The following is a 14,403-nucleotide window of genomic DNA, read 5'->3' as shown; positions in this document are numbered from 1 at the left end:
GTGTCGTGGAGCTGGCTGAGCGGCGATGACCGTGAGGGCCGTTTTGCGGCGCACTGTTGGCGCCCAGTGGCCGATCCTGGCGGGGGTCAACTTCTGGCGCCGTGGTGCGCTGCTGATCGGTATCGGCGTTGGGGTGGCGGCGGTGCTGCGGTTGGTGTTGTCCGAGGAACGGGCCGGCCTGTTGGTGGTGCGCAGCAAGGGGATCGATTTCGTGACGACCGTGACGGTCGCGGCGGCCATGGTCTATATAGCATCCACCATTGACCCGTTGGGGACGGGCTAGAACCGGGTACCTTTCGCCTGCTCCGGTGGTGCCATTGCCGACCGATCCTGGCGCGGCTGACCACGGTGCGGCAAAGCTAGCACCCGATCCAATTGTTTTGCTCCGTTTTCGGCGCTCCCGGCCTTTGGTGTGCGTTATGCCATGGTGATTGGTTAAACATGTGTGCACTGTGCACTGAGATCCCGAAGACTTTCGTAATCCCGCCCTTTCCTGCGCTGGTCACGAGCAGAATAAACGCGACGAGATTGGCAGCCGGAGTGCTTCGAGATGTCTATTGCTGCGCCGCAACGCAACGACCGGGTGGAATCGATCCGCTAAACGTGGCGTTCGCCCGAGAACCGCCTAGGGCCATGGGATCGCTCGGGTTGCCGCCGGCGGTCAAGGCTCGCGCGAGCCGGCTGTACGCGCCGTTGGTGTTGGAGGAATGGTCATGTCGCTGATGGTGGCGCCGGAGCTGGTGGCGGCGGCCGCGGCGGACTTGACCGGGATTGGGCAGGCCATCAGCGCGGCGAATGCGGCGGCAGCGGGCCCGACGACGCAGGTGTTGGCGGCCGCCGGTGATGAGGTGTCGGCGGCAATCGCGGCGTTGTTTGGTACCCACGCGCAGGAGTACCAGGCGTTGAGCGCTCGGGTGGCGACGTTTCATGAGCAGTTTGTGCGCTCGCTGACCGCGGCTGGCAGCGCGTATGCGACTGCCGAGGCGGCGAATGCGTCGCCGCTGCAGGCGCTGGAGCAGCAAGTGTTGGGCGCGATCAACGCGCCCACACAGCTGTGGTTGGGGCGCCCGCTGATCGGTGATGGCGTTCACGGGGCGCCGGGGACCGGGCAGCCCGGTGGGGCCGGGGGGCTGTTGTGGGGTAATGGCGGTAACGGCGGCTCGGGGGCGGCCGGTCAAGTTGGTGGGCCCGGCGGTGCGGCCGGGTTGTTCGGCAACGGCGGGGCCGGCGGGGCCGGCGGCGCCGGCGCAGCCGGTGGTGTCGGCGGATCCGGCGGGTGGCTGAACGGCAACGGCGGGGCCGGCGGGCTCGGCGGGACCGGTGCTAACGGTGGTGCTGGCGGCAACGCGTGGTTGTTCGGAGCCGGCGGTGCCGGCGGCGCCGGCACAAATGGTGGCGTCGGCGGGTCCGGCGGATTTGTCTACGGCAACGGCGGCGCCGGCGGGGTCGGCGGCATCGGAGGTATAGGCGGCAACGGTGGCGACGCCGGGCTGTTCGGGAACGGCGGCGCCGGCGGAGCCGGGGCTGCCGGCCTGCCGGGTGCCGCCGGCCTCAACGGACTCGACGGCGGCGACGGCGGCAACGGCGGAACCGGCGGCAACGGCGGGCGCGGCGGGTTATTGGTCGGCGACGGCGGGGCCGGCGGGGCCGGCGGCGTTGGCGGCGACGGCGGCAAGGGCGGCGCTGGCGATCCGAGTTTCGCCTTCAACAATGGTGCCGGCGGTAACGGCGGTAACGGCGGCAACCCCGGCGTGGGCGGGGTCGGTGGGGCCGGCGGCATATTGGCGGGTGCGCACGGTGCCGCCGGCGCCACCCCCACCAGCGGTGGCAACGGCGGCGATGGCGGCATCGGAGCCACCGCCAACTCACCCCTACAAGTCGGCGGTGCCGGCGGTCATGGCGGTCATGGCGGGTTGGTCGGCAACGGCGGGGCCGGCGGTGCCGGCGGCGCCGGTCATGCGGGTTCCACCGGCGCTACCGGTACCGCCTTACAACCGACGGGCGGTAACGGCACCAATGGCGCCGCCGGGGGCAACGGCGGTAATGGCGGAAATGGCGGCGCCCAGCACGGCGACGGCGGCGCCGGCGGCAAGGGCGGAGGCGGCGGCAGCGGCGGCGCCGGCGGAAACGGATTCGACGCCGCCACCTTGGGTTCGCCCGGTGCTGATGGCGGAATGGGCGGTAACGGCGGCAAGGGCGGTGACGGTGGTAGTGGCGGCGCCGGCGGCACCGCGGTCGCCGGCACTGACGGCAAGGCCGGGGACGGCGGCGCCGGCGGTGCCGGCGGCAAGGCCGGTGATGGCGGAGCCGGTGCCGCCGGTGATGTGACCTTGGCCGTCAACCAGGGTGCCGGCGGTGACGGCGGCAACGGCGGTGAAGTGGGCGTTGGCGGCAAGGGTGGGGCCGGCGGTGTTAGCGCGAACCCGGCCCTGAACGGTTCGGCCGGGGCGAACGGCACCGCGCCCACCAGCGGCGGCAACGGTGGCAACGGAGGTGCCGGCGCCACCCCCACCGTCGCGGGAGAAAGCGGCGGCGCCGGCGGTAACGGCGGCCATGGCGGGTCGGTCGGTAACGGCGGTGCGGGTGGTGCCGGCGGAAATGGCGTCGCCGGCACCGGCCTTGCCGTCAACGGCGGCAACGGCGGCAACGGCGGCATCGGCGGCAACGGCGGATCGGCGGCCGGCACGGGCGGGGACGGCGGCAAGGGCGGCAACGGGGGCGCCGGAGCCAACGGCCAAGATTTCTCCGCGTCCGCCAATGGCGCGAATGGCGGACAGGGCGGCAACGGCGGCAACGGCGGCATCGGCGGTAAGGGTGGTGACGCCTTCGCCACGCTCGCTAAGGCCGGCAACGGCGGTGCCGGCGGCAACGCCGGCGCCGCCGGTAATGGCGGCGGCGGCGCCGCCGGTGACGTGACCTTGGCCATCAACCAGGGCGCCGGCGGTGCCGGCGGCAACGGCGGCAATGTGGGCGTTGCCGGCCAGGGTGGGGCCGGCGGCAAGGGCGCCATTCCGGCCATGAAGGGTGCGGACGGGGCCGATGGCACCGCACCCACCAGCGGCGGTGACGGCGGCAACGGCGGCAACGGCGCCAGCCCCACCGTCGCGGGCGGCAATGGCGGTGCCGGCGGCAAGGGCGGCAACGGCGGGAATGTCGGCAATGGCGGCAAAGGCGGTGCCGGCGGCAACGGCGCAGCCGGCCAAGCCGGTACGCCGGGCCCTACCAGCGGTGATTCCGGCACCTCGGGCACCGACGGTGGGGCTGGCGGCAACGGCGGGGCCGGCGGTGCCGGGGGAACATTGGCCGGCCACGGCGGCAACGGCGGTAAGGGTGGTAACGGCGGCCAGGGCGGCATCGGCGGCGCCGGCGAGAGAGGCGCCGACGGCGCCGGCCCCAATGCCAACGGCGCAAACGGCGAGAACGGCGGTAGCGGTGGTAACGGTGGCGACGGCGGCGCCGGCGGCAATGGCGGCGCGGGCGGCAAGGCGCAGGCGGCCGGGTACACCGACGGCGCCACGGGCACCGGCGGCAACGGCGGCAACGGCGGCGATGGCGGCAAAGCCGGTGACGGCGGCGCCGGCGAAAACGGCCTAAACAGTGGGGTCATGCTGCCGGGCGGCGGCACCGTAGGAAACCCCGGTACCGGCGGCCACGGCGGCAACGGCGGCAACGCCGGCGTCGGCGGCACCGGAGGCAAGGCCGGCACCGGCTCCTTGACGGGCTTGGACGGCACCGACGGCATCACCCCCAACGGCGGCACGGGCGGCAACGGCGGCGCCGGCGGCAAGGGCGGCACCGCCGGCAACGGGAGCGGCGCGGCCGGCGGCAACGGCGGCAACGGCGGCTCCGGCCTCAACGGCGGTGACGCCGGCAACGGCGGCAACGGCGGTGGGGCGCTGAACCAGGCCGGCTTCTTCGGCACGGGCGGCAAGGGCGGTAACGGCGGCAACGGCGGCACCGGCATGATCAACGGCGGCCTCGGCGGTTTCGGCGGAGCCGGCGGTGGCGGCGCCGTTGACGTCGCCGCGACAACCGGCGGCGCTGGCGGCAATGGCGGTGCCGGCGGCTTCGCCAGCACCGGGTTGGGTGGCCCAGGCGGCGCCGGCGGTCCCGGCGGCGCGGGCGACTTTGCTAGCGGTGTCGGCGGTGTCGGCGGCGCCGGCGGGGACGGCGGGGCCGGCGGGGTCGGTGGCTTCGGCGGCCAGGGAGGCATCGGCGGGGAAGGGCGCACAGGCGGCAACGGCGGTAGCGGCGGCGACGGCGGTGGCGGCATTTCCTTAGGCGGCCAGGGCGGCGGCGGCGGCTTCGGCGGCGCCGGCAAATTCGGCGGCCCCGGCGGCAACGGCGGCCTCGGCGGCAACGGCGGCGTCTCCGAGGTTGGGTTCGGCGGCGCCGGCGGCAACGGCGGCTACGGCGGTCCGGGAGGCCCCGAAGGCAATGGCGGCAACGGCGGCAACGGCGGCTCCGGCGGCGACGGCGGCGTCAGCACCACGGGCGGTGGCGGCGGCGCCGGCGGCAAGGGCGGCAACGGCGGCGACGGCGGGAACGTCGGTTTGGGCGGTGACGCCGGCTCCGGCGGCGCGGGCGGCAATGGCGGTATCGGCACCGACGCGGGCGGTGCCGGAGGGGCCGGTGGCGCCGGCGGTAACGGCGGTAGCAGCAAAAGCACGACCACCGGTAACGCCGGCTCCGGTGGTGCCGGCGGTAACGGGGGCACTGGCCTCAACGGCGCGGGCGGTGCCGGCGGGGCCGGCGGCAACGCGGGTGTCGCCGGCGTGTCCTTCGGCAACGCCGTGGGCGGCGACGGCGGCAACGGCGGCAACGGCGGCCACGGCGGCGACGGCACGACGGGCGGCGCCGGCGGCAAGGGCGGCAACGGCAGCAGCGGTGCCGGCAGCGGCTCAGGCGTCGTCAACGTCACCGCCGGCCACGGCGGCAACGGCGGCCACGGCGGCAACGGCGGCAACGGCTCCGCGGGCGCCGGCGGCCAGGGCGGTGCCGGCGGCAGCGCCGGCAACGGCGGCCACGGCGGCGGTGCCACCGGCGGCGCCGGCGGCAACGGCGGCAACGGCGGCAACTCCGGCAACAGCACCGGCGTCGCGGGCTTGGCCGGTGGTGCCGCCGGCGCCGGCGGCAACGGCGGCGGCACTTCCAGCGCCGCCGGCCACGGCGGCAGCGGCGGCAACGGCGGCAGCGGCGGCAGCGGTGGCAGCGGCACCACGGGCGGCGCCGGCGCGGCCGGCGGCAACGGCGGCGCCGGTGCTGGCGGGGGCAGCCTGAGCACAGGCCAGTCCGGCGGCCACGGCGGCAGCGGTGGTGCCGGTGGCAACGGCGGCGCTGGCTCGGCCGGCAACGGCGGCGCCGGTGGTGCCGGTGGCAACGGCGGTGCCGGCGGCAACGGTGGCGGTGGCGATGCCGGCAACGCCGGCTCAGGCGGCAATGGCGGCAAGGGCGGCGACGGTGTCGGCCCTGGCTCCACCGGCGGCGCGGGCGGCAAGGGCGGCGCTGGCGCCAACGGCGGTTCCAGCAACGGCAACGCTCGCGGTGGCAACGCCGGTAACGGCGGCCACGGCGGCGCCGGCGGCAGCGGCGACACGGGCGGCGCCGGCGGCGCAGGTGGCCAGGGTGGGTTCGGTGGCACCGGGGGCAGCGGCAGCGGCATTGGCGGCGGCGCCGGCGGCAACGGCGGCAACGGCGGCGCCGGCGGCACCGGCGTCGTGCTTGGCGGCAAGGGCGGCGACGGGGGCAACGGTGACCACGGTGGGGCTGCCACCAACCCGGGCAGCGGCAGCCGCGGCGGCGCCGGCGGCTCCGGCGGCAACGGTGGCGCCGGGGGTAACGCCACCGGCTCAGGCGGCAAGGGCGGCGCCGGTGGCAATGGCGGTGATGGGAGCTTCGGCGCTACCAGCGGCCCCGCCTCCATCGGGGTCACGGGCGCCCCCGGCGGCAACGGCGGCAAGGGCGGCGCCGGCGGCAGCAACCCCAACGGCTCAGGTGGCGACGGCGGCAAGGGCGGCAACGGAGGTGCCGGCGGCAACGGGGGCTCGATCGGCGCCAACAGCGGCATCGTCGGCGGTTCAGGTGGGGCCGGTGGCGCTGGCGGCGCCGGCGGTAACGGCAGCCTTAGCTCCGGCGAGGGCGGCAAGGGCGGCGACGGCGGCCACGGCGGCGCCGGCGTCGGCGGCAACAGCTCCGTCACCCAAGGCGGCAGCGGCGGTGGCGGCGGCGCCGGCGGCGCCGGCGGCAGCGGCTTTTTCGGCGGCAAGGGCGGCTTCGGCGGCGACGGCGGTCAGGGCGGCCCCAACGGCGGCGGCACCGTCGGCACCGTGGCCGGTGGCGGCGGCAACGGCGGTGTCGGCGGCCGGGGCGGCGACGGCGTCTTTGCCGGTGCCGGCGGTCAGGGCGGCCTTGGTGGCCAGGGCGGCAATGGCGGCGGCTCCACCGGCGGCAACGGCGGCCGTGGCGGCGCGGGCGGTGGCGGAGGCAACGCCCCGGACGGCGGCTTCGGTGGCAACGGCGGTAAGGGTGGCCAGGGCGGCATTGGCGGCGGCACCCAGAGCGCTACCGGCCTCGGCGGTGACGGCGGTGACGGCGGTGACGGCGGCAACGGCGGCAACAGCGGCGCCAAGGCCGGCGGCGCCGGCGGCAAAGGGCAGGCCGGCCAGCCCAACTCAGGCACGGAGCCAGGGTTCGGCGGCGACGGCGGCCTCGGCGGCGCCGGCGCAACACCCTGATCACCGGTTGACAGCGATGTTGGGAACGCACGGGAAAGGGCTGGCGGCATGAGTTTTGTCGTAATGCCGCCAGAGATCAACTCCCTGCTGATATATGGCGGGGCGGGTCCGGGCCCCTTGTTGGTGGCGGCCGCGGCCTGGGATGAGCTGGCCGCCGAGCTGGGCTCGGCGGCGGCGGCTTTCGGGTCGGTGACCTCGGGGCTGGTCGGTGGTATCTGGCAGGGACCGTCCTCGGTCGCGATGGCGGCGGCGGCCGCCCCGTATGCGGGGTGGTTGAGCGCGGCGGCGGCCTCCGCCGAGTCGGCGGCCGGGCAGGCCCGGGCGGTGGTGGGTGTGTTCGAGGCGGCGTTGGCCGCGACGGTGGACCCTTTCGTCATCGCGGCCAATCGGTCGAGGTTAGTGTCGCTGGCGTTATCGAATCTGTTCGGGCAGAACACGCCGGCGATCGCGGCCGCGGAGTTCGACTACGAGCTGATGTGGGCCCAGGACGTGGCCGCGATGCTCGGGTATCACACCGGCGCCTCGGCGGCGGCCGCGGCGTTGGCGCCGTTTGCCTCGCCGCTGGGAAGCCTTGCGGCCGCCGCCGAGCCGGCCAAGTCGCTCGCCGTCAATCTGGGTATGGCCAACGTCGGCCTCTTCAACGCGGGCAACGGCAACATCGGCAGCTACAACGTGGGGGCCGGCAACGTCGGCAGCTACAACGCGGGTGGCGGCAATATCGGTGGCAATAACGTCGGGTTGGGCAATGTCGGGTTTGGCAATGTCGGGTTGGCGAACTCGGGTGTGGCGGCTGGTCTGATGGGTTTGGGTAATATCGGGTTTGGTAATGCCGGTAGCTACAATGTCGGTTTGGCGAATATGGGTGTGGGCAATATCGGGTTCGCTAACACCGGCAGTGGGAATATCGGTATCGGGCTCAGCGGTGATAATCTGACCGGGTTCGGTGGTTTCAATACCGGCAGCGGGAATGTGGGGTTGTTTAATTCGGGGACCGGTAATGTGGGGTTCTTTAACTCCGGCACCGGGAACTGGGGCGTGTTCAACTCGGGGAGCCATAACAGTGGTATCGGTAATTCGGGGATTGCCAGCACGGGGTTATTCAACGCCGGTGATTTCAACACTGGGCTGGTCAATGCGGGTAGCTACAACACCGGCAGTTTCAACGCGGGGCAGGCCAATACCGGTGGTTTCAACCCGGGCAGTGTCAACACGGGTTGGTTGAACACCGGTGACACCAACACCGGGGTGGCCAACTCCGGCGACGTCAACACCGGCGCCTTCATCTCCGGTAACTACAGCAACGGCGTCTTGTGGCGGGGCGACTACCAGGGCCTGCTCGGCTTCTCCTCCGGAGTGAACGTTCTTCCTATAATTCCCCTCAGCCTGGACATAAACGGTGGTGTCGGCGCCATCACTATCGAGCCCATCCACATACTTCCCGACATCCCGATCAACATCAACGAAACCCTCTACCTCGGACCCTTGGTCGTCCCGCCCATCAACGTCCCGGCAATCTCGCTCGGCGTCGGCATACCCAATATTTCGATCGGCCCCATCAAAATCAATCCCATCACCCTGTGGCCGGCACAAAACTTCAACCAAACCATCACGCTGGCCTGGCCCGTCTCGTCCATAACAATTCCCCAAATCCAACAGGTCGCCCTCAGCCCTTCCCCCATTCCCACAACCTTGATCGGCCCAATACATATCAATACCGGGTTTTCCATCCCAGTAACCTTCAGCTATTCCACCCCAGCCCTCACCCTTTTCCCGGTTGGCCTCAGCATTCCCACCGGGGGGCCGCTCACCCTGACTCTTGGCGTAACGGCCGGCACCGAGGCCTTCACCATTCCGGGATTCTCGATTCCCGAGCAACCACTTCCGCTGGCGATCAACGTGATTGGCCACATCAACGCCCTGAGCACCCCGGCAATCACCATCGACAACATCCCCCTGAACCTGCACGCCATCGGCGGCGTCGGGCCCGTCGACATCGTGGGCGGCAACGTTCCGGCGTCGCCGGGGTTCGGGAATTCGACCACCGCCCCGTCCTCGGGCTTCTTTAACACCGGCGCCGGTGGGGTGTCGGGATTCGGGAACGTCGGCGCGCACACCTCGGGCTGGTTTAACCAGTCCACCCAGGCCATGCAGGCGTTGCCGGGAACGGTTTCGGGCTATTTCAACGCCGGCACGTTGATGTCGGGTATCGGCAATGTAGGTACTCAGTTGTCGGGGATGTTGTCGGGCGGCGCGCTGGGCGGCAACAACTTCGGATTGGGCAATATCGGGTTCGACAACGTCGGGTTCGGCAATGCCGGCAGCAGCAATTTCGGCCTGGCGAACATGGGCATCGGCAACATCGGGTTCGCCAATACCGGCAACGGGAATATCGGTATCGGGCTCAGCGGGGACAATCTGACTGGGTTCGGTGGTTTCAATTCGGGCAGCGAGAATGTGGGATTGTTCAATTCGGGTACCGGCAATGTCGGGTTCTTCAACTCCGGCACCGGGAATTTGGGCGTATTCAATTCGGGAAGTCACGACACCGGTTTCTTCTTAACGGGCAACAACATCAACGTCCTTGCCCCCTTCACCCCCGGCACCCTTTTCACCATTTCCGAAATCCCCATTGACCTTCAGGTGATTGGCGGGATCGGTCCCATCCACGTCCAGCCCATCGATATTCCGGCATTCGACCTACAAATCACCGGGGGATTCATCGGGATCCGCGAATTCACCCTCCCGGAGATCACCATTCCCGCGATCCCGATCCACGTGACCGGAACCGTCGGCCTCGAGGGTTTCCACGTGAATCCCGCGTTTGTTCTTTTCGGGCAAACCGCCATGGCAGAAATCACCGCGAATCCGGTCGTCTTGCCGGACCCGTTCATCACGATCGATCACTACGGCCCGCCGTTAGGCCCACCCGGCGCGAAATTCCCCTCCGGGGCGTTCTACCTCAGCATCAGCGACCTCATAATCAATGGCCCCATCATCGGCAGCTACGGCGGCCCGGGCACGATCCCCGGCCCGTTCGGCGCGACTTTCAATCTGTCCACATCGTCCTTGGCCTTGTTCCCGGCCGGCCTCACCGTTCCCGACCAAACACCGGTGACCGTCAACCTGACCGGCGGCCTGGACAGCATCACGCTATTCCCGGGCGGCCTGGCGTTCCCGGAAAACCCCGTGGTCAGCCTCACCAACTTCTCCGTCGGCACCGGTGGATTCACCGTGTTCCCGCAGGGCTTCACGGTTGACCGCATCCCGGTGGACCTGCACACCACCCTTTCTATTGGCCCCTTCCCGTTCCGGTGGGACTACATCCCGCCAACCCCGGCCAACGGCCCCATTCCGGCGGTCCCAGGCGGCTTTGGCCTCACCAGCGGGCTGTTTCCATTTCACTTCACCCTCAACGGCGGCATCGGCGCCATCAGCATCCCGACCACCACCGTTGTGGATGCGCTAAATCCCCTCCTGACCGTCACGGGAAACCTCGAGGTCGGCCCCTTTACCGTCCCGGAGATCCCCATCCCCGCCATCAATTTTGGCCTCGACGGAAACGTCAATGTGAGTTTTAACGCCCCGGCCACTACCCTGCTGTCCGGCCTGGGCATCACGGGAAGCATCGATATCGCCGGAATCCAAATCACGAATATACAGACCCAGCCCGGCCAGCTGTTCATGTCGGTCGGTCAGACTCTTTTCTTGTTTGACTTCAGAGACGGCATCGAACTGAATCCGATTGTAATTCCGGGAAGTTCTATTCCCATCACCATGGCGGGACTCAGTATCCCGTTGCCCACTGTCAGTGAATCCATACCGCTCAACTTCTCTTTCGGTTCCCCGGCATCCACCGTAAAGTCAATGATTCTGCACGAAATCCTGCCTATCGACGTGTCCATCAACCTCGAGGACGCCGTCTTCATCCCGGCCACCGTGCTGCCCGCAATTCCGCTGAACGTGGACGTCACAATCCCGGTGGGCCCCATCAACATCCCGATCATCACCGAGCCGGGCTCAGGGAACTCCACCACCACCACGTCGGATCCCTTCAGCGGTTTGGCTGTCCCGGGCCTGGGTGTGGGACTGTTGGGCCTGTTCGACGGGAGCATCGCCAACAACCTGATCTCGGGCTTCAATTCCGCGGTCGGGATTGTCGGCCCGAACGTGGGGTTGAGCAACCTCGGTGGCGGCAATGTCGGGTTGGGCAATGTCGGGGACTTTAACCTGGGTGCGGGCAACGTGGGTGGCTTCAATGTGGGTGGCGGCAATATCGGCGGCAACAATGTCGGGTTGGGCAATGTCGGGTTTGGCAATGTCGGGTTGGCGAATTCGGGGTTAACGCCGGGTCTGATGGGTTTGGGTAATATCGGGTTTGGTAATGTCGGCAGCTACAATGTCGGTTTGGCGAATATGGGTGTGGGCAATATCGGGTTCGCCAACACCGGCAGTGGGAATATCGGTATCGGGTTGACCGGTGACAATCTGACCGGGTTCGGTGGTTTCAATACCGGTAGCGGGAATGTGGGGTTGTTTAATTCGGGGACGGGTAATGTGGGGTTCTTTAACTCCGGCACCGGGAACTGGGGGGTGTTCAATTCGGGGAGCTATAACAGTGGTATCGGTAATTCGGGGATTGCCAGCACGGGGTTGTTCAACGCGGGTGGGTTCAACACGGGTGTGGTCAATGCGGGTAGCTACAACACCGGCAGTTTCAACGCGGGGCAGGCCAATACCGGCGGTTTTAACCCGGGCAGTGTCAACACGGGTTGGTTGAACACCGGTGACACCAACACCGGGGTGGCCAACTCCGGCGATGTCAACACCGGTGCCTTCATCTCCGGTAACTACAGCAACGGCGCCTTCTGGACGGGCGACTACCAGGGCCTGCTCGACTTCAGCTTCCCGGTCGGCCCGCTGATTCCGCAAACCCACCTCGTGCATCTCCGCGAAACCGTGAACCTGGGCCCCATCCACATCGATCCGATCCACGTTCACATCCCCCCGCTGCTGGACATTGACCAAACCATCGACCTGGGCTCATTTACCGTGGCACCGATTACCGTTGCGCCGATCGCCTTGGATTACCACGAAACCTTCGACCTGGGCCCCCTCGTCATCTTCCCGCCCATGAACATTCCCGCCACGGTCATCGAGTCGTTCTCCACAGCCCCCGGCGGCCCCGCACCACCGCCCTTCGTCATTCCGGCAACGTCCAATGTGTTTATCTCCACCGTCGACTTCGCGACCGGTAACAACGTAATCGGCCCATTTTCGGGCGCGCTCGCCCCGACCACCATCCAGCTGGGCGCCTCTGGCCCATCATTTTCGGTGCTCAACCTGAGCATCCCGCCCATCCACATTCCGGGGCTGACCATTCCATCGGTGCCCCTGCGCATCGACGTGGACGGCGGCATCCCGGGTTTCACCCTCTTCCCGGACGGCCTCACCTTCCCGAAAATCCCGGTGCATGTCGATGCCTTCGCCGGCATCCCGGACTTCACCATCTTCCCGAACGGCTACACGATCGACCCAATCCCGCTGCAGCTCAACCTCGACCTCACCCTCGGCCCCATCAACCTCAATCCCATCCACAATCCCGCCGTGCCGGGGTTCGGGAATACGACCGGTGCTCCGTCGTCGGGTTTCTTTAACTCCGGTGCGGGTGGGGTGTCGGGGTTTGGGAATGTCGGCGCGATGGTGTCGGGTGGCTGGAATCAGGCTCCGTCGGCGTTGCTGGGTGGGGGTTCGGGTGTTTTCAACGCCGGCACGCTGCATTCGGGTGTGCTGAATTTCGGCTCGGGCATGTCGGGGCTGTTCAACACCAGCGTGTTGGGGTTGGGTGCGCCGGCGTTGGTGTCGGGTTTGGGTAGTGTCGGTCAGCAGTTATCGGGATTGTTGGCGAGCGGGACGGCGCTGCATCAGGGTCTGGTCCTCAATTTCGGGTTGGCCGATGTGGGGTTGGGCAATGTCGGGTTGGGCAATGTCGGGGACTTTAACCTGGGTGCGGGCAACGTCGGCGACTTCAATGTGGGTGGCGGCAATATCGGCGGCAACAATGTCGGGTTGGGCAATGTCGGGTTTGGCAATGTCGGGTTGGCGAATTCGGGGTTAACGCCGGGTCTGATGGGTTTGGGTAATATCGGGTTTGGTAATGCCGGGAGCTACAATGTCGGTTTGGCGAATATGGGTGTGGGCAATATCGGGTTCGCCAACACCGGCAGTGGGAATATCGGTATCGGGTTGACCGGTGATAATCTGACCGGGTTCGGTGGTTTCAATACCGGTAGCGGGAATGTGGGGTTGTTTAATTCGGGGACGGGTAATGTGGGGTTCTTTAACTCCGGCACCGGGAACTGGGGGGTGTTCAATTCGGGGAGTTATAACACCGGGATCGGTAATTCGGGGATTGCCAGCACGGGGTTGTTCAACGCGGGTGGGTTCAACACGGGTGTGGTCAATGCGGGTAGCTACAACACCGGCAGTTTCAACGCGGGGCAGGCCAATACCGGCGGTTTCAACCCGGGCAGTGTCAACACGGGTTGGTTGAACACCGGTGACACCAACACCGGTGTGGCCAACTCCGGCGATGTCAACACCGGTGCCTTCATCTCCGGTAACTACAGCAACGGCGCCTTGTGGCGGGGCGACTACCAGGGCCTGCTCGGCTTCTCCTACACCGGCACCATCATTCCCGAATTCACTGTCGCGAACATCCACGCGTCCGGTGGCGCCGGACCCATCATCGTTCCGTCGATCCAATTTCCGGCAATTCCCTTGGACCTCAGCGCAACCGGCCACATCGGCGGCTTCACCATCCCGCCGGTGTCCATCTCCCCGATCACGGTTCGCATCGACCCAGTGTTCGACCTCGGCCCCATCACCGTCCAGGACATCACGATTCCCGCCCTGGGCCTCGACCCCGCAACCGGTGTCACCGTGGGCCCGATATTCAGCTCAGGCTCCATCATTGATCCATTCAGCCTTACGCTGCTGGGGTTCATCAACGTTAATGTCCCCGCCATCCAAACGGCGCCCAGCGAGATTCTGCCGTTCACCGTGCTGTTGAGTTCGCTGGGCGTGACCCATCTAACACCGGAAATCACCATCCCGGGATTCCACATACCCGTCGATCCAATCCATGTCGAGCTGCCCCTGTCCGTCACCATCGGGCCCTTCGTGAGCCCGGAAATCACGGTTCCCCAACTCCCGCTGGGCCTCGCGTTGTCCGGCGCCACCCCCGCCTTCGCCTTCCCGCCGGAGATCACCATCGATCGAATCCCGGTGGTTCTCGACGTCAATGCGCTGCTTGGCCCCATCAACGCTGGGTTGGTCATCCCGCCGGTCCCGGGATTCGGCAACACCACCGCGGTCCCGTCATCGGGGTTCTTCAACATTGGCAGTGGTGGCGGGTTGTCGGGCATTTTGAACCTCGGCACCGGCATGTCGGGCGTGCTCAACGCGATCTCGGATCCGCTGCTCGGATCGGCGTCGGGCTTCGCCAACTTCGGCACCCAGCTCTCCGGCATCCTCAACCGCGGTGCGGACATTTCGGGTGTGTACAACACCGGCGCGCTGGGCCTGATCACCTCGGCCCTGGTCTCCGGGTTCGGCAACGTCGGCCAGCAACTGGCGGGCCTGATTTACACCGGCACCGGGCCCTAAAGGC

General features: G+C 68.4%; 3 protein-coding genes and 1 pseudogene. All 4 read left to right on the top strand.

Annotation, left to right across the window (positions count from 1 at the left end):
• Positions 1-25 precede the first annotated feature (25 nt).
• Positions 26-283 (top strand): DUF3017 domain-containing protein, encoded by a 258-nt coding sequence (locus tag MCAN_RS17745; protein WP_003417619.1) that lies wholly within the window; start codon positions 26-28, stop codon positions 281-283.
• Positions 284-707: 424 nt separating this feature from the next.
• Positions 708-5,560, top strand: a pseudogene (locus tag MCAN_RS23875) (PE family protein).
• Positions 5,561-5,717: 157 nt separating this feature from the next.
• On the top strand, positions 5,718-6,734 hold the full coding sequence (locus tag MCAN_RS24225; protein ID WP_015288518.1) for a hypothetical protein: 1,017 nt from the start codon (positions 5,718-5,720) through the stop codon (positions 6,732-6,734).
• Between the two features lie 48 nt (positions 6,735-6,782).
• Positions 6,783-14,399: a PPE family protein gene (locus tag MCAN_RS17735; protein WP_014001699.1), complete on the top strand. Its 7,617-nt coding sequence runs from the start codon at positions 6,783-6,785 to the stop codon at positions 14,397-14,399.
• Positions 14,400-14,403 lie beyond the last annotated feature (4 nt).

The organism is Mycobacterium canetti CIPT 140010059 (assembly GCF_000253375.1).
GTDB classification, from domain to species: domain Bacteria; phylum Actinomycetota; class Actinomycetes; order Mycobacteriales; family Mycobacteriaceae; genus Mycobacterium; species Mycobacterium tuberculosis.
This window is presented reverse-complemented; position numbering and strand designations above follow the sequence as displayed.